Raw genomic sequence first — 18,871 nt, 5'->3', positions numbered from 1 at the left:
AGCGACGCCTCAGCCGTGGCGCGTGCCTAAATAGCGTTTGCGCCAGAAGAACAGGCCCAGGCCCAGGCCCACGGCCAGCATCAGGCCGAAGGCGACCCAGAAGCCGGCGGCCTTGTGGATCAGGGGCAGGCCGTCGAAGTTCATGCCGAAGATGCCGGTGATCAGGTTCAGCGGCAGGAAGATGGCGGTCAGCACCGTCAGCGTGCGCATGATGGAGTTGGTGCGATGGCCCAGGGCCGAGAAGTGCATCTGCACCGCCGACTCGCTGGACGACTCCATGCGCCGCACATGGGCCAGCACCCGTTCGATGTGCTCCTGCACATCGCGTGAGCGCACGCGCAGCAGCTCGCGCTCGCGCTGCGCTGCCGGCTCCTCGGCCGAGGGCCAATCGTCCAGCACATCGATCCATTCCTGGATGGCGCTGCGTTGGTCTTCGCAGGTGTCTTCCAACCGGTGCAGGGCGTCGCGCGATTCCAGCAGCAGAGGCCAGTCCTCGAAATGGCTGTTGGCGTCCATCAGCGTGCGCTGCAGCGCCGTCATCTGCCGGGTCAGCAGGCGGCGCAGCTCCAGATAGCTGTCCACCATGTGGTTGACCATGCGCAGCATCAGCTCGGCCGGGCTGTTGGGCAGGCGGGCGCTGCCGCGCAGATCGCGGCCTTCGGCCAGGGCGCCCATCTTGCTGGCGAAGTAATCGCGCACCAGGCAGTCGGTCGGGTGCACGGTCAGCAGTACCCGGTCGAAGACTGCAAAGCCCACCGGGCTGGTGTCGATGGCCTTGAGTGCCTGGTGGGTGCTGTGCAGGGTGCCATGCTCCGGGTCGGCCAGCAGATGCTCATGGCCGGGCGCCGCGGCCAGGCGCCGAAATACCAAGAGGTCGTACCAGCTGGTGTAGTCGAAATGCGAGGGCAGCTGGTTGTTCAGCAGGTCAGAGACATGCAGGTCCACCAGCTGACCGCAGCCCCAGCGCTGCAGGCCTTGCTGGATCTCGCCCAGCTGCAGCTCGAACTCGCGCCGGCCATAGCCCAGCCAGAGGAAGCCATCGGCGGGCAAATCGGCCGGCAGCTGGCTCAGCTCGGTGAACTGGTCGCCGTGGATGTGGAACAGGCGCATCCCAGGGATCAGCCGGCTTTCGCTTGCTTGAGCAGGCGCGCGGCTTCCAGCGCGAAATATGTCAGCACGCCATCGGCGCCAGCGCGCTTGAAGGCCAGCAGGGATTCCATCATCACCGCGTCGTGGTCCAGCCAGCCGTTGGCGGCGGCGGCCTTGATCATGGCGTACTCGCCGCTGACCTGGTAGGCGAAGGTGGGCACGCGGAACTCGTCCTTCACACGCCGCACGATGTCGAGGTAAGGCATGCCGGGCTTGACCATCACCATGTCGGCGCCTTCGGCCAGATCGAGGCCGACTTCGCGCAAGGCCTCGTCGCTGTTGCCCGGGTCCATCTGGTAGGTCTTCTTGTCGGCCTTGCCGAGGTTGGCGGCCGAGCCGACGGCATCGCGGAAGGGGCCGTAGAAGGCACTCGCGTACTTGGCGCTGTAGGCCATGATGCGGGTGTGGATGTGGCCATGGGCTTCCAGCGCCGTGCGGATGGCACCGATGCGGCCGTCCATCATGTCGCTGGGCGCCACGATGTCCACGCCGGCAGCGGCCTGCACCAGGGCTTGCTGGGCCAGGATCTCAACGGTCTGGTCGTTGAGGATGTAGCCGCGCTCGTCCAGCACGCCGTCCTGGCCGTGGCTGGTGAAGGGGTCCAGGGCCACATCGGTCAGCACGCCCAGCTCCGGCACCTGTTCCTTGAGCGCCCGCACCACGCGCGGCACCAGGCCGTCGGGGTTGGTGGCTTCGCGGCCGTCGGGGGTCTTGAGCGAGGCGTCGATCACCGGGAACAGCGCCAGTACCGGAATGCCCAGGTCCACGCATTCGCGCGCCACGTCGAGCAGACGGTCCAGGCTCAGGCGGGCCACGCCAGGCATGGAGGCGACGGGCTCGACCCGGTTCTCGCCCTCGTGCACGAACACCGGCAGGATCAGATCGCTGGCGCGCACATGGTGCTCGCGGACCAGGGCCCGGGTGAAGGCATCGCGGCGCAGGCGGCGGGGGCGGCTGGCGGGGTAGGGGGCGGGCAGGGACACTGATCAACTCCGGGAGAGATGGCGTGGCAGGAGGTGGCGCGCGCGCCGGGGCGGGCCGGATCGGCCGCTTCCTCGTTCGCATGCGTGAGGGACTGCGCAATCTACGCGACTTCCCTGATGCGCCCTCCGATGACGCTTATGTTAAAATTCACTTTGAATGATAGCCGCAAGGTGGTCGTTCCCTGCTTTTCCTCCCTGAGCAGGAGCCTTAGCGTGATGACAGCGATAAGGCTTTCCAGCCCCGGCTTTGTGGCCGGGGCCTTTTTTTGCCCGCGAGGTCTTTGCGTGGCATCTTCAGCCGCTTTGCAGTTCGTTCTCGTCTGCGACTCCAGCCCGATTCCTGCCCCGGCGAATGCGCCCCGCATAATGCGGCGATGCTCTGGATCAAAGCCTTTCACATCGTTTTCGTGGCCAGCTGGTTCGCCGGCTTGTTCTACCTGCCGCGCATCTTCGTCAACCTGGCCATGGTGCCGGCCGACAGCCATGCCGAGCGCGAGCGCCTGCTGCTGATGGCGCGCAAGCTCTACCGCTTCGCCACCTTGCTGATGATCCCGGCGCTGGTCTTGGGCGGCTGGATGTGGTCGCTCAATTTCGCCGGCTTCAACCAGGGCTGGATGCACACCAAGCTGCTCCTGGTGATCGGGGTGATCGGCTATCACCATGTTTGCAAGGCCATCCTGCGCAGCTTTGAGCAGTCGGCCAACCGCCGCAGCCACCGCTGGTTCCGGGTCTTCAACGAGGTGGCCGTGCTGATGTTCATCGCCATCGTCGTGCTGGTGGTCGTCAAGCCCTTCTGAGCCACGGGCTCGCCATGGTGCGCCGCCAAAGCTCTGCCTCCTGGCTGCTGCTGGCTTGCACGGCACTGATCGTCTACGCCAGCCTCTATCCTTTCGGGCCCTGGGTCTGGCCGCCCGGCCTGGACGGGCGCGGCATGCTGGGTCTGCCCTGGTCGCGCTATGCCAGCTGGATCGATCTGCAGGCCAATCTTGCGGGCTATCTGCCTTTTGGGTTTCTGTGTTTTGCCGCCGCCATGCGCAGCGGCTGGCGTCTGCGCAGTGGCCTGCTGCTGAGCCTGCTGGCCGGGCCGCTGCTGTCCTACAGCCTCGAGAGCCTGCAGTACTTCCTGCCCAGCCGGGTGCCCGCCCTGGGCGATTTTCTGCTCAACAGCGCCGGCGCCTGGCTCGGGGTGGGGCTGGCCTGGCTGCTCTACCGCCTGGGCGGTCTGCGGCGCTGGGAGGATGTGCGCGATTACTGGTTCCAGCCGCACAGTGCCGGTGCGCTGGCGCTGCTGGCGCTCTGGCCCCTGGGCCTGCTGTTCCCGACGCCGGTGCCGCTGGGCCTGGGCCAATGGCTGCCGCGCCTGCAGGTGGCGGCGGTCGATCTGTTAGCCGGCACGCCCTGGGCTCTGCAATGGGGCGATGAACTCAGCGAGAGTGCCGCCCGCGCCTTGCCTCCGGGGCTGGAGGCGATTGCCATCGCGCTGGGCGTGCTGGCCCCCACCTTGGTGGCTTTGTCGGTGGCGCGGCCGGGCAAGCGTCGCCTGGTGCTGGGCTTGGGTGCACTGGGCCTGGGCGCGCTGGGCACGGCGATTTCCACCGGCCTCAATTTTGGTCCGCAACATGCCTGGTCCTGGTTGACCCTGGCCAGCGGGCCGGGCTTGCTGGTGGGTACGCTGCTCGGCATGGCGGCCAGTGCCTTGCCGCGCCGGGTCAATGCGGCCCTGGGCCTGATCGTCTTGAGCAGCTTGATCGCCCTGGTCAGCCAGGCACCGACCGACCCTTACCTCGAAGAACGCCTGCAGACCTGGGAGCTGGGCCGCTTCATCAATATGTACGGCCTGGCCCAATGGCTGGGCTGGGTCTGGCCGTTTGCAGCCCTGGCCTGGCTGCTGCGCGTGATCGCCCGCCGTGAGTCCTGAAACAAAGGGTGAACCCCAGGGTTTCTTGCCTCGGCTCCCTACAATGGCGGCATGAGCTATTTCGAGCGCCACATCTTCTTCTGCCTGAACCACCGCGAAAACGGTGACAACAGCTGTGCCCAGCATGGCGCTCAGGCGGGCTTCGACCACTGCAAGGCGCGGGTGCGCGAACTGGGCCTGGGCGGCCAGGGCGGCGTGCGCGTCAACAAGGCTGGTTGCCTCGACCGCTGCGCCGGTGGCCCGGTGGCCGTGGTCTATCCCGAGGCCGTCTGGTACACCTACGTTGACCAAACCGACATCGACGAGATCGTCGACAAGCATCTCAAAGGCGGCGAAGTGGTTGAGCGCCTGGTGCTGCCCGACAGCGTCGGCCGCTGAAGAGGCGCCGCGCTCGCCATGAATTCCTTGACCGAAAAGCGCCTGGTGCCGGGCCCGGCCGGCGCCATTGAATGCGCCATCGACCGGCCCGCCAGCGGCCATGCCGATCTGCCCATGCCGCCCACGCGCGGCCTGGCCCTGGTCTGCCACCCCAACCCGACCCAGGGCGGCACCATGGACAACAAGGTGGTGCAGACCCTGGCGCGCGCCTTTGTGCAGCTGGGCTACCGCGTGGCCCGCTTCAACTTCCGCGGCATCGGCAAGTCCGAAGGCGGCTGGGACGAGGGCCGCGGCGAGATCGACGATGCCCTGGCCGTGCTGGCCGCGCTGCGCGAGCCGGGCGAGCCCCTGGTGCTGGCCGGCTTTTCGTTTGGCGGCTACGTGGCTTCACAAGCCGCGCTGCGCCTGCCCGAGGACCAGCGCGCCGAACGGCTGGCGCTGGTGGGCCCGGCGACCAGCCGCTTCGACACCGCGCCGGTGCCGCCCGAGACCTTGGTCATCCACGGCGAGGTGGACGATGTCGTGCCCCTGAGCTCGGTGCTGGACTGGGCGCGGCCGCAGTCGCTGCCGGTGGTGGTGGTGCCGGGCGTCGGCCATTTCTTCCACGGCCAGCTGCCCCTGCTGCGCAATCTGGTCGTGCGCAACTGGCGCGCTTGAGCACGCCTGCCCCTGTTTCCCTGCCTGGACTCGCCTGAACCCGAGTCGAAAGAACCCCTGTGATGAATCGTTATTCGCTCCCCCTCGCTATCTCTCTGGCCGCGGCTTCGGCCCTGGTTTCGCCTGCGGTGCTGGCTCAGGCGCCGGCCGCCGCCAGCCAGGCCCAAGCGGCATCGCAGATGCCTGGCCCCGAGATCGCCGCGCGCAGCTATCTGCTGCTGGACATGAGCGCCAATCGCGTGCTCAGCGAGCGCGACGCCGACACCCCGAATGACCCCGCCTCGCTGACCAAGCTGATGACGGCTTATGTGGTGTTTGGTGCCCTGCGCGACAAGCGCCTGACCCTGGAGCAGGCCCTGCCGGTCTCCACCCGCGCCTGGGACGAGCGCAAGGGCGACCCCTCGCTGATGTTCATCAACACGACCATGACGCCCAAGGTCGACGAGCTGCTGCGCGGCATGATCATCCAGAGCGGCAACGATGCGTCCGTGGCCCTGGCCGAAGGCGTGGCCGGCACGGTCGAGCAGTTCGTGGCCTTGATGAACCGCCAGGCCCAGGCCTGGGGCTTGAAGAACACGCAGTTCAAGAACGTGACCGGCATGACCGAGCCGGGCCACAAGAGCAGCGCGCGCGATCTGTCGATCATCGCCTCCAACCTGATCCGCGACTTCCCCGAGTACTACGGCTACTACTCGCAGCGCGAGTTCACCTTCAACAAGATCCGCCAGGAAAACCGCAATCTGCTGCTGCGCCGCGACCCCAGCGTCGACGGCATGAAGACCGGCTACACCGAAGCCGCGGGCTACTGCCTGGTCTCCAGCGCCCAGCGCGAGTTCCCCAACGGCAAGCGCCGCCTGCTCAGCGTGGTCATGGGCACGGCCTCCAAGGAAGCGCGCGCGACCGAGAGCCAGAAGCTCCTGAACTGGGGCTACTCGGCCTTTGACGCCGTGCGCCTGTTTGAAAAGGACGCAGCCATCAGCACCGTGCCGGTCTGGAAGGGTGCCAGCCCGCAGGCCAAGCTGGGCGCGGCGGGCGCGGTGTTCGTAGCCGTGCCGCGTGGCGACGGCGCCAAGCTGCAGACGCAGATCGAGCGCACCGATCCGCTGGTCGCACCGCTGAGCAAGGGCCAACGCGTGGGCACGCTCAAGGTCAGCACGGCCGGCGGCGTGCCGGTGGCCGAGGTGCCCCTGGTGGTGTTGGAAGAGGTGCCGCTGGCCGGCATCTTCGGTCGCGCCTGGGACGCCATGCGTTTGTGGATCAAGTGATCCCCTGAGCCGGGCCCGCGCGCCGCGGGCGTAAGCTTGGGGCTGACGAGAACGCTGTTTTTTGGAGCCGGAGGCCCGCCCCATGCTTGCTTTGCCTGATGTCCGCTGCTACCTGAACGGCGCGTTCCAGCCCTTGGCCGAGGCCAAGATATCGGTCATGGACCGAGGCTTCATCTTCGGCGATGGGGTCTACGAGGTGCTGCCGGTCTACGAGCGCCGCCTGTTCCGCTTCGAATCGCACATGGAGCGGCTGGAGCGCAATCTGGCCAAGCTGCGCATCACCAGCCCGCTGCTGCGCGCGCAGTGGCTGGAGCTGGCGCGAGAGCTGGTGCGCGGCGTGGCTGCGGACGAGCAGCTGATCTATCTGCAAGTGACGCGCGGCGTCGCGCCGCGCAACCACGCCATGCCCGAGGGCGCCGTGCCCACGGTGTTTGCCTACAGCATGTCCTCCAAGCCGATGTCGGCCGAAGAACGGCACCGCGGCGTGGCCTGCATCAGCGCGCGTGATTTCCGCTGGCAGCGCGGTGACATCAAGAGCATCTCCCTGCTGGGCAATGTGCTGGCCCGGCAGATCTCGGCCGACGAGGGCGCGGCCGAGACGATTCTGCTGCGCGACGGTTTCCTGACCGAGGGCGCCTCCTCCAATGTCTGGATCGTCAAGGAGGGCGCTTTGCTGGGCCCGCCGCGCAGCGAGGACCTGCTCGAAGGCATCCGTGTCGAGCTGCTGCGCGAGCTCTGCGAAGAATGCGGCATCGGCTACAACCTGCGACCCATCTCCGAGGCTGAGCTGTTTGCGGCCGACGAGATCATCCTCAGCTCGGCCGGCAAGGAAGTGCTGGCGGTGACCCGCCTGGACCACCAGCCGGTGGGCCATGGCGCCCTGCATGGCAAGCCCGGCCCGGTCTACGCCCGGCTCTACGAGGCCTACCAGCGCGCCAAGCCCTTGCAATCGATCTGAAACGACGCATCTGCGTCCCTTGATCCGAATCTTTTGATTGTTGAAGAAGCACCATGAGCCAATTCCCCCCCATGCAGCAGCCGCCGGACATCCCGCCCGAGCAGTCGCTGATCACCTACCCGGCCCATTTCCCCATCAAGGTGATGGGGGCCAAGGCGGAGGGTTATGTGGAAGCCATCGTGCAGGTGGCCCAGGCCTTCGACCCTGGTTTTGATCCGGCCACCGTGGAGCAGCGCCCCAGCAAGGCCGGCAACTACCTGGGCCTGACCCTCACCGTGCGCGTGACCAGCCGCGAGCAGCTCGACGAGCTGTACCGCACGCTGTCCACGCACCCGATGGTGAAAGTGGTGCTTTGAGGCCGCGAAGCCTCACTCTCCACGCCCCAGCTGTTCGTCGATGGCCTTGAGCTTGTAGGGCGCGCCTTCGTCGCCGTTGCGTGCGGCGATGTCGTACCAATAGCGGGCTAAGCGCAGATCGGCCGGCACACCCAAACCGGTTTCGTACATCGAGGCGAGCAGGTACTGCGCGCCCACATCGCCCGACTTGGCTGCCTCGCGGAACCAGTGCGCGGCCTGCTCGGGGTTCGGCGGCGTGCCGCGCCCGAGGTAGTAGGCGGTGGCCAGGGCGACCTGGGCCTCGCTGCTGCCGCGCTCGGCCGCGCGCAGATTCCAGGTCAGGGCCTGGGCCAGGTTCGGCTTGCCCAGCAGGCCTTGCTCGTAGAGCTGGGCCAGGGCCAGCTCGGCGCGCACCAGGCCGCCGGCGGCGGCGCGCTTGAGCAGGCGTTCGGCCCGGCGCGGGCTGGGCTTGGGCAGCTCCTCGCGCAAATGCATCATGGCCAGGTTGTAGTCGGCCAGGGGCAGGGGGCGAGCCTTGGCCGACAGCGCGGTGAAGGCGCGCGCGGCCGCTTTCAGATCCCCGGCCTCGTAGGCGTGCACGGCGCGCTCCAGCGGCGTGGCCGGCGGCTCGGTCGCCGCGCCCTCCTGTGCCCACAGCGGGGCGAGTCCGAGCGCGAGCAGGGCCGCCACGCAATGGTTTCTTGTCTTCCAGAGAAAGGTCGGGCGCAGCGTGGGCATCGGTGAAGGGCTCCGGGTCAGAAGGGCCAGACGGTAGCCGATTTCACGCCGCCCTGCAGGCTTGGCTACCATGTCGGCATGATTGTGAAAAACCTGGGCCGGGTCGACTACGCCGAGACGGTCGACGCCATGCGGGCCTTCAGCGAACAGCGCGGGCCCGAGGCCGAAGACGAGCTCTGGCTCTGCGAGCATCCCCCCACCTACACCCAAGGCCTGGCCGGCAAGGCCGACCATGTGCTGGCCGCCGCCGGCATCCCGGTGGTGCAGACCAACCGCGGCGGCCAGGTGACCTACCACGGCCCCGGCCAGGTGGTTGCCTACCCGCTGGTCAACCTGCAGCGCCTGGGCATCTATGTGCGTGAGTTTGTGTTCCGCCTGGAAACGGCGGTGATCCAAACCCTGGACAGCTACGGCGTCACCGGTCACCGTGTGGCCGGCGCGCCGGGCATCTATGTGCGCCTGGACGACCCGTTTGCCCATGCGGCGCTGACCGGCCCGGCGCCGGCCGACGACCCCTTCCGCGGCCTGGGCAAGGTGGCGGCCCTGGGCATCAAGGTCACGCGCCACTGCACGTATCACGGTGTGGCCCTCAATGTGGCCATGGACCTGCAACCCTTCTCGGGCATCAACCCCTGTGGCTATGCGGGGCTGCGCACGGTGGACCTCGTTACACTTGGGGTTTTTGCGGATTGGCCCGAAGTGGCCCAGCGCTTCGGGGAACGGCTGCAAGCCCAGCTGGAGCGTTGACGAAACGAGGCTGGCATGGCGACCGAGAACATCACTCACGAAGCAAAGACAGGCGAGGCGTACGACGCCACGGCCAAGCAGAAATCCCAGGCCAAGACTGCGCGCATCCCGATCAAGATCGTGCCCGCCGAGACGCTGAAAAAGCCCGACTGGATTCGCGTCAAGGCCGGCTCGCCCAGCACCCGTTTCTACGAAATCAAGCAGATCCTGCGCGAGCAAAAGCTGCACACGGTCTGCGAAGAAGCCTCCTGCCCCAATATCGGTGAATGCTTCGGCAAGGGCACGGCTACCTTCATGATCATGGGTGACAAGTGCACCCGCCGCTGCCCCTTCTGCGATGTCGGCCATGGCCGCCCCGATCCGCTCGATGTGAACGAGCCCGAGAACCTGGCCAAGACCATCGCCGCGCTCAAGCTCAAGTATGTGGTGATCACCAGCGTGGACCGCGATGACCTGCGTGACGGGGGCGCCGGCCACTTTGCCGAGTGCATCCGCAAGGTGCGCGAACTCAGCCCCTCGACCCAGATCGAAGTGCTGGTGCCGGATTTCCGCGGCCGCATGGATCGTGCGCTGGACATCCTCAAGGCCGCACCGCCGGACGTGATGAACCACAACCTGGAAACCGCGCCGCGCCTCTACAAGGAAGCGCGCCCGGGCTCGGACTACGAGTTCAGCCTCAACCTGCTCAAGCGCTTCAAGGAAGAAGTGCCCGGCGTGCCCACCAAGAGCGGCATCATGGTGGGCCTGGGCGAGACGGATGAGGAAATCCTCCAGGTCATGCGCGATATGCGCGCCCACCACATCGACATGCTGACCATCGGCCAGTATCTCGCTCCTTCCGGCCACCACCTGCCGGTGCGCCGCTATGTGCACCCGGACACCTTCAAGATGTTCGAGGAAGAGGCCTACAAGATGGGCTTCACCCACGCGGCCGTGGGCGCCATGGTGCGCAGCAGCTATCACGCCGACCAGCAGGCGCATGGCGTGCTGGCCGCCGGCGCGGAAGCTCCGGCCGCGTCCTGAGCACGGCCTGTCGTCGGGTCGGCGCCGCGCTCAGCGGTAGCGGACCCGGCGTCTGAACTCGTCGACCAGGCGCTGGTAGCTGCCGTCCTTGCGCATCTGCGCCAGGCCCTGGCTGAACTGCTGGGCCAGGCGCTCGCCCTGCGGGTGCTGTTTGGAAAACGCGACCCAGAAGCCATCCATGGAGATCAGCCCGGTGCGGCGCAGCTGGCCGCGGAATTCGGGCGTGTTGTCGATGCGCAGCCAGGCCGGCGTGCGGTTCAGGAGGATGTAGTCCACGCGTTTGCTCAAGAGCATGCGGATCAGGGCGGCATCGGAGACGGCGCTGAACTTCTGGATGCGCGCGTCGTGCATGAACTCGCTGGGGTAGGTGTAGCCATTGGTGTAGGCCACTCGCTTGCCGCGCAGATCGGACAAGCGCATCTCGGGGCTGGTGTCGTCGGCCCGGCCGAAGATGGACAGCTCTTCCTCGAACATGGCCGGCTGGTGCCAGACGTAGTCGTTGCGGTTGTCGTCGGTGATGGTGGCGTTGAAACAGCCCGCGACCTGACCGGTCTTGGCGTAGAGCATGCAGCGCGAAAAGGGCACGGTGACGATCTGCACCTGCACACCTTGCGTGGCCAGGGCCGCGCGGATCAGGTCGACGCTGAAGCCGACCGGCGGGCGCTGCGTGTCAGCGCCGGGCTTCTCGGCGGCGCTGTAGGGCGGCCAATCGTCCTCGCCGGCCAGGACCAAGGGCGCCGCGGGCTTGGTGCCCGGGCCGTCTTCAGCCCAGACCGGGTGGTGCGTGCCGAGCGCAAACGCCGCGAGCAGGGCGCAGAGGCAGCGCCTGTGGGTGGTGGCCGCGTTCTCGACATGCAAGCGCTCGCGCGGGCCTCAGGCCGATTCGGCCAGCAGCTTTTCGACCAGGGCGTGCAGGGCCGCGAAATCCGGTTCGCCGACATAGCGCTTGACCACCTCGCCGCGCTTGTTGATCAGCAGCGTGGTCGGCGTCAGCTGCACGCGGCCGAAGCTTTGGGCGATCTGGCCGGTGTTGTCGATGGCCACGCCGAAGGGCAGCTGCCGGCTTTCGGCGAACTTGGCGACAAAGGCCGGCGGGTCATAGCTCATGGCCACGGCCAGTGTGTCGAAGCCACGGCCCTTGAACTTCTCATGCGTGGCGACGATCTGCGGCATTTCCTTGACGCAGGTGGTGCAGCTGGTGGCCCAGAAGTTGACCAGCATGACCTGGCCCCGCCACTGGCTGGAATCGGCCTTCTTGCCGTCCAGCAGCACATAGTCCACCCGCGGCGCGGTTTCGCGGGCACCCAGGCTCTGGTAGGCCAGGTAGGCACCGCCAGCCAGGGCCAGGACCAGCAAGGCAGGGGCGAGCAGGCGGGAGGTCTTCGATGTCGTCATGACCTGGAGTTTAGAGCCTGCGCCGTGGCGCTGCCTTCACAGGCCTTTGGACAGTTCGAACAGCAGCACTGAAGGCAGGGCGTCGTTGAGATGCTGGCGCGAGATGCGCGCCAGGCCGTCGGGGGTGGCGGTGGAGAGCTGGGTCTTGTGCGCCTCGTCCAGCACTTCCACAAAGCTGAAGTCGGGCACTTCGCGCATGGCCTCGGCGTAGAGCCGGTCGAACTCGGGCCCGCGCAGGCGGGCTTCGAAGACGATGCCATGCGGCAGGCCTTCGGCACAGAACTGGGCGGCCTCCTCCATGCTGCCGACCACATCGATGATCAGGCCCATGTGCTGCATGGCCGCCTGCAGCTGGCTGCGCAGCTCGCGGCGCTGGGCGATCACCAGCACATGGCTGCCGGCCAGGGGTTTGGAATTGCTGGAGGGCGGATAGTCCTGCGAGCTCTCGCTTTCGCTGGGTGCGTCGAGCGCGCGCTCGGTGGCGGCCAGGCCATTGGCCTCGTCGCCGACGATGTGGGGGAACTCCAGCGTCAGCACCGTGATGCCGGCTTCGTCCTCGCGCAGCGGCAGCACGCCCAGGGTGATGGCCGTCTGTTCGACCAGGCGCCAGGCCAGGGAGTTCAGGGTGGCCGGGGTTTCAGCGGCGCGCGGGTCATCCAGCAGGTCCAGCGAGCGATGGGCAAAGCGGCAGACCAGGCGGGCCTTGGCCGGCCAAGGGGTCAGGTCCAGGCGCAGGTCGATGGAGCTGTGCGTGCTGGCCAAGGCCCAGTCCATCAAGGCATTGAGCAGGGAGAACAGCAGGGAGCCATCGGTCATGACCTCGATGGGCTTGAGCACCTGGCGCACCTGGATGCCACGTGCCTGGGTCTCGCGGCTGCGCTGGGCCAGCACGCTGCGCAGCACCTGGGTCAGATGCATTTTCTCGCGCGACAGGTGCAGGCGCCCGGATGCCAAACGGGCCAGCTGCTGGCCGACCATGCCGGCCTCGCGCGCCTGGCTGACGCTTTCACGCAGGGCGCGCAGGCTTTGCCGGTCGATCTGGCCGGTGCTGACCAGCTTGTGGATGCGCTCCAGCGCGGAGCTCAGCGGCCCGGCGATCTCTGCGCCCAACTGCTGCACGATCTCGGCCCATTGCGCATGGCTCGGCTCGCCAGCGACATCGTTCGCAGCGTTGGCGTTGGCTGAAGGGGGGAGCGGGGTGCGCATGACAGGGGCGGGGGAGCTGGGGATTGCTGCTGCTGAAGCGGGCGTTGCGTTTCTTGTGTTTATCGGCCTGGGAAGCGATCGAGAGGGCGTTTCCCGCAGCGGTCGCCATGGTCATGGTGAAGCCGCTCAGCGTCCATCCCCCGATCCGGGGGCAAACCCGAGTGGCAGGCCGGCTGGTGGCATTTCGGTGAAATCTGCACGCTGAAGCTGGGGATTTGCATGCAGATACCGCTGATTTGAGGGGCTAGGGTGAAGCGCCTGCCGCCGCTTCAGGCCACCGCGCCGCTGGCGAGCAAGGCCTCGATCTCGGCCTCGCTGCAGCCGGCTTCGCTCAGGATCTCGCGCGTGTGCTGGCCCAGCAACGGTGGCGCGTGCCGGTAGCTCACCGGGGTCAGCGAGAGCTTGATCGGGTTGGCCACCACGCGCAGCTCGTCGCTGAGCGGGTGGGCCAGGGGCACGACGGTGCCGCGCGCCTGCACCTGCGGGTCGGCAAAGGTTTCGGCCAGGTTGTTGATCGGGCCGCAAGGCACTTTGGCGGCCTCCAACGCACGCAGCCAGTGGTCGCGCGCTTGGGTGAGCAGCGCCGCCTCGATCAGCGGCACCAGCTCGACGCGGTAGCGCACGCGCGCGCTGTTGCGGGCAAAGCGCGGATCCTGCGCCCATTCGCTGTGGCCGGCGATTTCGCAGAATTTGGCGAACTGCGCGTCGTTGCCCACGGCCAGAATCAGGTGGCCGTCGCTGGCCGCGAAGACTTGGTAGGGCACGATATTGGCATGGGCATTGCCCAGGCGGCCGGGCGCGCGGCCGGTGCACAGGAAGTTGGCGCCGACATTGGCCAGCATGGCCACCTGGGTGTCCAGCAAGGCCATGTCGATGATTTGCCCGCGCCCGGTGGCTTCGGCATGGCGCAGGGCCGCCAGCACGGCCACGGTGGCGTAGAGCCCGGTGAACAGGTCGGCCACCGCCACGCCCACTTTCTGCGGGCCGCCCCCGGGCTTGTCGTCGCGCTCGCCGGTGATGCTCATCAGCCCGCCCATGCCCTGGATGGCGTAGTCGTAACCGGCCCGGTCGCTGTAAGGCCCGGTCTGGCCGAAGCCGGTGATGGAGCAGACGACCAGGCGCGGGTTGGCCTCTTGCAGGCTTTGTGCATCGAGGCCGAATCGGGCCAGATCCCCGACCTTGAAGTTTTCCACCAGCACATCGGCCTGCTGCGCCAGGCGCCGGATCAAGGCCTGACCCTCTGCGCAGGCGATGTCGATGGCGATCGAGCGCTTGTTGCGGTTGGCGCCCAGGTAGTAGGCCGCTTCCGAGGTGTCCTGGCCTTGCGCGTCTTTCAAATAGGGCGGGCCCCAGGCGCGGGTGTCGTCACCGCTACCGGGGCGCTCGACCTTGATCACATCGGCGCCGAGGTCGGCCAGGGTCTGGGTGCACCAGGGGCCGGCCAGCACGCGCGACAGGTCCAGCACGCGCACTCCGGCCAGGGCCATGGGCGGGAGCAGGGAGGCAAGGTGCGGGGCCTGCTGGGTCTGCGGGGCCTGCGGAGTGGAGGCCGAGTCCGCGCCCGGCATCGAGGAGGAATTCGTCTGCGATGGATTCATGCGAATCATTGTGCGTGCTGGCGCTGCGTACCGGGCTCCGATAATGCCCGGATGACATCGCCTCGCCCGTTCCGCCGCCGCCCCGCGTTTTCGCGTTGGGCTTGTGTTTTCCTGTTGCCGGCTTCGCTGGCGGCCTGTTCGCCAGGCCTGGACTGGCGCGAGGTGCGGCCGGCCGATTCGGGCCTCTTGCTGATGTTCCCCTGCAAGCCTGAGGTTCACAGCCGCCCGGCCACGGCCAGCGAGCCGGCACGCATGGGCATGGCGCAGTGCAAGGCCGATGGCATCACCTTTTCGGTCTCCTGGGCCGAGGTGCGCGACCCGGCGCTGGTCACACCGGCCATGCGGCAGATGCGTGAGTCGGTGCTGAGCAAGCTGGGTGCCGCTGAGGTCGGCGCGCCGCAAGCCCTCCAGGTGCCGGGCATGACGCCCAGCCCGGAGGCCGTGCAGCTGCATTTGCGCAGCCCGGCTGGCCCCGGGGGGGCGGGCCCGAGCGAGGTGGATCTGGCCCTGTTCACCCGCGGCCTCTGGGTCTATCAGGTGCTGATGCTGGCACCCAAGCGCCAGCCGGCGGCTTGGGATGGCTTCATCAACGCGATGAAGCTGGAGACTTGAGCTTCGGTATGGATGAAAAAGACCGCTTCTTGCCGTGTGCGGCAGAGCGGGTTTCAGCCGGCCAGCGGCTGAGCTGCATTGATAATGGGATGCCATGTCCGGACTGCTCTTGATCGCTCACGCCCCGCTTGCCTCTGCCCTGAAAGCAGTGGCGGAGCACACCTTTCCGGATTGCGCCCGGCAATTGCAGGTCTTGGACGTGACGCCCGAGATGTCCGCCGAGGCGGTGGAGAGCGCGGCACGCGCCTTGCTGCTGGCTGGCGGCCATGCCGAGAACCTGGTGCTGACCGATGTGTTCGGCGCCACGCCCAGCAACGCGGCCTTGCGCTTGCGCAGCGCCACGGTGCAGGTGATCAGCGGGGTCAATGTGCCGATGTTGTGGCGCTCGCTGTGCTACGCCGGCCAACCGCTGGCCAGCCTGGCCGAGCGGGCCAGCGGGGGCGGGCAGTCGGGCATTGTTCTGTCCGAGACCCCGGGTGCTGCGCCCTGATTCGCAGGGCGCTCGCGTATCGATGGATGCCGACGGTGAATCGTCTTTCTTTGGAGTCCTGAGTTTCAATGATCAAGTCCACGCTCACCATCAGCAACAAACTGGGCCTGCATGCCCGCGCCTCGGCCAAGCTGACCAAGCTGGCGGGCAGCTTTCAGTGCGAGGTCTTCATGAGCCGCAACAGCCGGCGCGTCAATGCCAAGAGCATCATGGGCGTCATGATGTTGGCGGCCGGCCTGGGCTCCCAGGTTGAGCTGGAAACCGATGGCGTCGATGAGCAAGCGGCTCAGGACGCCATCACGGCCCTGGTCAACGACAAGTTCGGCGAGGGCCAGTGAGCCCCGCCCGGGCGGCCCTTATTGGCCGCCCATGAAGTGCCGGCGGTAGCGCGAGGGCAGGTCGGCCAGGCGCATCATCATCGGCAGGTCGGCGGTGTTGAAGTCAGGATCCCAGGCCGGTGCGCCCAGGATGCGGGCGCCGCAGCGCAGATAGCCCTTGATCAGCGGCGGTGCTTCCACCACCAGATCGTGGCGCAGTTCTTCCACCGGCAGCGGCAGGCGAGGGCGCACCTGCCATTCGATGCTGGCCAGATGGCTTTGCTCCAGCTGCTTCCACAGGCTGGCCGCGAAATGCCCGCCGTCGCGCATGCTGACGCTGGCGCAGCCGATCATGGTGTCCAGCTTGTTGCGCATCATGAATTCCGCCAGCGCGCCCCAGAGCGCCATGATGGCGCCGCCCGAGCGGTGGTCCGGGTGGATGCAGGAGCGACCCAGTTCCACCATTTGCTCGCGCAGGCCACGCAGGCGGGTCAGGTCGAACTCGGTCTCGCTGTACCAGCCGCCGGCTTGCTTGGCGGCGGCCGGAGTCAGCACGCGGTAGGTGCCAATCACCTGACCGACGCGGCCATGGGCATCGACCTCACGCACCAGCAGGTGCTCGCAAAACGCATCGAAGGTGTCGATGTCGTGACGGGCCGGTGCGCCGTGCGGCACGCTCAGGCGGGCGCCCATTTCTTCGGCGAAGACCTGGTAGCGCAAGCGCTGGGCTTCGCGCACATCGTCTTCATGCCGGGCCCAGCTGACGTCCAGACGCGCGGGTGCCGCGGCAACCGGCGCCGGGCGCAGCGCCGCAGGCGGAGTCATGCCGGGGCGGCGCTCGGTCTTCAGAGCGCGCAGATCGGAGAAGGGCAGCGTGGGCAGCGGAAGATCCCTCATGGTGGCCTCGAGCGGTTCGTTGTTGGCCTCGCCATGCTCGGCGGCCGCAATGACGGGGCCGTGACGCCGGAATGACGTCTCGATGACGCCGGTCTTGAGCCATCGGCGCTGCTAAAGTCGGCGCATGAGCTTCCAGGTCTTTGGTATTCCTGTTTCGCGCGGCGTGGCCATCGGCCGGGCGGTGCTGGTGGCGTCCAGCCGGGTCGATGTGGCGCATTACTTCATCGCCGAGGCGCAGATCGAATCGGAAATCCAGCGCGCCCTGCGGGCCCGCGATGTGGTGGCCGCCGAGCTGGAGGCCCTCAAGCAAGACCTGCCGGGTGATGCACCGCATGAGCTGGCCGCTTTGCTCGATGTCCACTTGATGCTGCTGCACGACGACGCGCTGACCGGTGCCACCAAACAGTGGATCATCGAGCGCCACTACAACGCCGAATGGGCGCTGTCTGCCCAGCTGGAAGTGCTGGCTCGGCAGTTCGACGAGATGGAAGACGACTACCTGCGCGAGCGCAAGGCCGACCTGGAGCAGGTGGTCGAGCGGGTGCTCAGCGCCCTGGCGCGTGAGCAAGGTCTGGCGCCGGTCGATGCCGCCAGCGTGGTGCAGCGTGATTTCGCTGGCGAAGACCCGCTGTTGCTGGTGGCGGCCGATATTGCACCGGCCGACATGATGCAGTTCAAGCGCAGCGTGTTCCACGGTTTCATCACCGACATTGGCGGCAAGACCTCGCACACCGCCATCGTGGCGCGCAGCATGGACATCCCGGCGGTCGTGGGCACGCGTGAGGCCTCGCGCCTGATCCGCCACGACGATTGGGTCATCATCGACGGCGATGCCGGCGCGGTGATCGTCAACCCCTCGCCCATCATGCTGGAGGAGTACCGCTTCCGTCAGCGCCAGAGCGAGCTGGAGCGCGCTCGCCTGACCCGTTTGCGCCACACGCCGGCGGTGACGCTGGACGGCGAGCGGGTCGAGCTGCACGCCAATATCGAGCTGCCGGCGGATGCGGCCGGGGCCATCGAATCCGGTGCTACGGGCGTGGGCCTGTTCCGCAGCGAGTTCTTGTTCATGAACCGCGGCGGTGAGCTGCCGAGCGAGGAAGAGCAGTTCATCGCCTACAAGGCAGCGGTCGAGGCCATGCGCGGCATGCCGGTGACGATCCGCACGGTGGATGTGGGGGCGGACAAGCCGCTCGATCGCATGAGCGCCAGCGAGTTGCGCCACGAGCATGTGCTCAACCCGGCCATGGGTTTGCGCGCCATCCGTTGGAGCTTGGCCGAGCCCAGCATGTTCCGCCAGCAGCTGCGTGCGATCTATCGCGCCAGTGCTTTTGGCAAGGTTCGCCTCTTGATTCCCATGGTGGCGCATCTCGGCGAGGTGCGGCAGATCCTGGAATCGGTCAAGAAGGTGCAGCAGCAGCTGACCGACGCCGGCCAGGCCTTCACGAAAGTGGATCTGGGGGTGATGGTGGAGATTCCCGCGGCGGCCGTGATGCTGCCGCTGATCCTGCGCCATGTCGATTTCGTTTCGGTCGGCACCAATGACTTGATTCAGTACACCCTGGCCATTGACCGCGCCGACGAGGCCGTGGCCCATCTGTATGACCCCTGGCATCCGGCGGTGTTGCAGCTGTTGTCGCGCTCCATCGCGGAATCGGTCGCCGCGGGCAAATCTGTGAGCGTCTGCGGCGAAATGGCCGGTGACCCGGTCTTCACGGACCTGCTGCTGGCCATGGGGCTGCGCAGTTTTTCCATGCACCCGTCGCAGATCCCGTCGGTCAAGCAGCGCATCTTGCGCGCCGATGCCGCCCGCCTGGCGCGCGTGTTGCCGCAAGTCTTGGCCAGCGAAGATCCGCAGCGCGAGGCGCAGGCGGTGTTTGCCTCGCACAAGGGAACGCACAGCCTGCAATGATGGCTGTCCGGCGGGCATCGGGCGCGAACGGCGCTTGACGTATCCGTGTTGCCCGCGCCCGCAGCGGCATGTGAGCGAGCAAAGCGTTTGGATTCAGGCGGGCCACCTCACGGCATTTGTCGGGCTGAGTGCCGCCCTCGATCCGTCCTTGATCCTGTGTGGCGATCCGGGGACCTCTGGACCGCCATGAAACTTTCGAGCGAAAGTCTTGCTGAGTCAAAAATTCCTGTGCTACAGTAGAGGGCTTCGCTGCACAGAAACACTTCTTCGGAAGTCAGCGAGTGACTCGAAAGGGT

At 67.2% G+C, this 18,871-nt stretch carries 21 protein-coding genes; 13 read left to right on the top strand and 8 right to left on the bottom strand.

The features are described 5' to 3' along the window. Nucleotides 1-9 precede the first annotated feature (9 nt). Together AC1Q6P_RS22725 and hemB are read right to left on the bottom strand one after the other, a co-directional pair. Nucleotides 10-1,110, bottom strand: coding sequence for a magnesium transporter CorA family protein (locus AC1Q6P_RS22725; protein ID WP_492666206.1), 1,101 nt, complete (start codon nucleotides 1,108-1,110; stop codon nucleotides 10-12). 8 nt (nucleotides 1,111-1,118) lie between these two features. Then, nucleotides 1,119-2,132, bottom strand: coding sequence for a porphobilinogen synthase (gene hemB, locus AC1Q6P_RS22720; protein ID WP_492666205.1), 1,014 nt, complete (start codon nucleotides 2,130-2,132; stop codon nucleotides 1,119-1,121). Nucleotides 2,133-2,506: 374 nt separating this feature from the next. Between hemB and AC1Q6P_RS22715 the strand changes: the two genes are divergently transcribed. From AC1Q6P_RS22715 to AC1Q6P_RS22685, 7 genes are all read left to right on the top strand, one after another. Next, nucleotides 2,507-2,929, top strand: coding sequence for a CopD family protein (locus AC1Q6P_RS22715; protein WP_492666204.1), 423 nt, complete (start codon nucleotides 2,507-2,509; stop codon nucleotides 2,927-2,929). 14 nt (nucleotides 2,930-2,943) lie between these two features. Continuing rightward, complete coding sequence (locus tag AC1Q6P_RS22710) at nucleotides 2,944-4,050, top strand: VanZ family protein (protein WP_492666203.1); 1,107 nt, start codon at nucleotides 2,944-2,946, stop codon at nucleotides 4,048-4,050. Between the two features lie 51 nt (nucleotides 4,051-4,101). Then, on the top strand, nucleotides 4,102-4,428 hold the full coding sequence (locus AC1Q6P_RS22705) for a (2Fe-2S) ferredoxin domain-containing protein (protein WP_102769424.1): 327 nt from the start codon (nucleotides 4,102-4,104) through the stop codon (nucleotides 4,426-4,428). A gap of 18 nt (nucleotides 4,429-4,446) precedes the next feature. Continuing rightward, nucleotides 4,447-5,085, top strand: a complete 639-nt coding sequence (locus AC1Q6P_RS22700; protein ID WP_102769425.1) for an alpha/beta hydrolase — start codon at nucleotides 4,447-4,449, stop codon at nucleotides 5,083-5,085. A gap of 62 nt (nucleotides 5,086-5,147) precedes the next feature. After that, the gene (locus tag AC1Q6P_RS22695; protein WP_492666202.1) at nucleotides 5,148-6,350 is read left to right on the top strand and encodes a D-alanyl-D-alanine carboxypeptidase family protein; all 1,203 of its coding nucleotides are present in this window, start codon (nucleotides 5,148-5,150) and stop codon (nucleotides 6,348-6,350) included. A gap of 82 nt (nucleotides 6,351-6,432) precedes the next feature. After that, nucleotides 6,433-7,308: a D-amino acid aminotransferase gene (locus AC1Q6P_RS22690; RefSeq protein ID WP_492666201.1), complete on the top strand. Its 876-nt coding sequence runs from the start codon at nucleotides 6,433-6,435 to the stop codon at nucleotides 7,306-7,308. Between the two features lie 53 nt (nucleotides 7,309-7,361). After that, nucleotides 7,362-7,664: a DUF493 family protein gene (locus tag AC1Q6P_RS22685; protein ID WP_492666200.1), complete on the top strand. Its 303-nt coding sequence runs from the start codon at nucleotides 7,362-7,364 to the stop codon at nucleotides 7,662-7,664. Nucleotides 7,665-7,676: 12 nt separating this feature from the next. On the opposite strand, the gene AC1Q6P_RS22680 is transcribed toward AC1Q6P_RS22685, so the two are convergent. Further along, complete coding sequence (locus AC1Q6P_RS22680) at nucleotides 7,677-8,381, bottom strand: tetratricopeptide repeat protein (RefSeq protein WP_492666199.1); 705 nt, start codon at nucleotides 8,379-8,381, stop codon at nucleotides 7,677-7,679. A 78-nt stretch (nucleotides 8,382-8,459) separates the two neighbouring features. Here AC1Q6P_RS22680 and lipB point away from each other — a divergent pair, with 78 nt between their 5' ends. Together lipB and lipA are read left to right on the top strand one after the other, a co-directional pair. Beyond that, nucleotides 8,460-9,128, top strand: a complete 669-nt coding sequence (gene lipB / locus AC1Q6P_RS22675) for a lipoyl(octanoyl) transferase LipB (RefSeq protein ID WP_492666198.1) — start codon at nucleotides 8,460-8,462, stop codon at nucleotides 9,126-9,128. A gap of 15 nt (nucleotides 9,129-9,143) precedes the next feature. After that, nucleotides 9,144-10,151 (top strand): lipoyl synthase, encoded by a 1,008-nt coding sequence (gene lipA, locus AC1Q6P_RS22670; RefSeq protein ID WP_102769431.1) that lies wholly within the window; start codon nucleotides 9,144-9,146, stop codon nucleotides 10,149-10,151. A gap of 30 nt (nucleotides 10,152-10,181) precedes the next feature. Here the strand turns inward: lipA and AC1Q6P_RS22665 are convergent, their stop codons facing one another. The 4 genes from AC1Q6P_RS22665 to AC1Q6P_RS22650 form a co-directional block, all read right to left on the bottom strand. Then, nucleotides 10,182-11,009 (bottom strand): substrate-binding periplasmic protein, encoded by an 828-nt coding sequence (locus tag AC1Q6P_RS22665; protein WP_492666197.1) that lies wholly within the window; start codon nucleotides 11,007-11,009, stop codon nucleotides 10,182-10,184. A 15-nt stretch (nucleotides 11,010-11,024) separates the two neighbouring features. Continuing rightward, entirely contained in the window at nucleotides 11,025-11,546 is a 522-nt protein-coding gene (locus AC1Q6P_RS22660; RefSeq protein ID WP_492666196.1) for a TlpA family protein disulfide reductase, read from the bottom strand. A 36-nt stretch (nucleotides 11,547-11,582) separates the two neighbouring features. Then, a complete protein-coding gene (locus AC1Q6P_RS22655; protein WP_492666195.1) occupies nucleotides 11,583-12,752 on the bottom strand; it encodes an ATP-binding protein in 1,170 nt (389 codons plus the stop codon). Nucleotides 12,753-13,021: 269 nt separating this feature from the next. Next, nucleotides 13,022-14,239 (bottom strand): CaiB/BaiF CoA transferase family protein, encoded by a 1,218-nt coding sequence (locus tag AC1Q6P_RS22650; RefSeq protein ID WP_492666210.1) that lies wholly within the window; start codon nucleotides 14,237-14,239, stop codon nucleotides 13,022-13,024. A 162-nt stretch (nucleotides 14,240-14,401) separates the two neighbouring features. Between AC1Q6P_RS22650 and AC1Q6P_RS22645 the strand changes: the two genes are divergently transcribed. The 3 genes from AC1Q6P_RS22645 (at nucleotide 14,402) to AC1Q6P_RS22635 (ending at nucleotide 15,790) form a co-directional block, all read left to right on the top strand. Next, on the top strand, nucleotides 14,402-14,962 hold the full coding sequence (locus AC1Q6P_RS22645; protein WP_492666194.1) for a hypothetical protein: 561 nt from the start codon (nucleotides 14,402-14,404) through the stop codon (nucleotides 14,960-14,962). Between the two features lie 94 nt (nucleotides 14,963-15,056). Then, complete coding sequence (locus tag AC1Q6P_RS22640; protein ID WP_102769437.1) at nucleotides 15,057-15,452, top strand: PTS sugar transporter subunit IIA; 396 nt, start codon at nucleotides 15,057-15,059, stop codon at nucleotides 15,450-15,452. Nucleotides 15,453-15,520: 68 nt separating this feature from the next. Further along, nucleotides 15,521-15,790 (top strand): HPr family phosphocarrier protein, encoded by a 270-nt coding sequence (locus AC1Q6P_RS22635; RefSeq protein ID WP_102769438.1) that lies wholly within the window; start codon nucleotides 15,521-15,523, stop codon nucleotides 15,788-15,790. A gap of 18 nt (nucleotides 15,791-15,808) precedes the next feature. Here AC1Q6P_RS22635 and AC1Q6P_RS22630 read toward each other — a convergent pair whose 3' ends face one another. Next, on the bottom strand, nucleotides 15,809-16,666 hold the full coding sequence (locus AC1Q6P_RS22630) for a GNAT family N-acetyltransferase (protein ID WP_492666193.1): 858 nt from the start codon (nucleotides 16,664-16,666) through the stop codon (nucleotides 15,809-15,811). Between the two features lie 124 nt (nucleotides 16,667-16,790). Here AC1Q6P_RS22630 and ptsP point away from each other — a divergent pair, with 124 nt between their 5' ends. Further along, nucleotides 16,791-18,575, top strand: coding sequence for a phosphoenolpyruvate--protein phosphotransferase (ptsP, locus tag AC1Q6P_RS22625; protein WP_492666192.1), 1,785 nt, complete (start codon nucleotides 16,791-16,793; stop codon nucleotides 18,573-18,575). Nucleotides 18,576-18,871 lie beyond the last annotated feature (296 nt).

This window comes from Roseateles sp. GW835-FHT13E02 (assembly GCF_058794035.1).
The sequence above is the reverse complement of the archived record's forward strand: the minus strand, read 5'-3'. Positions and strand labels throughout refer to the sequence as shown.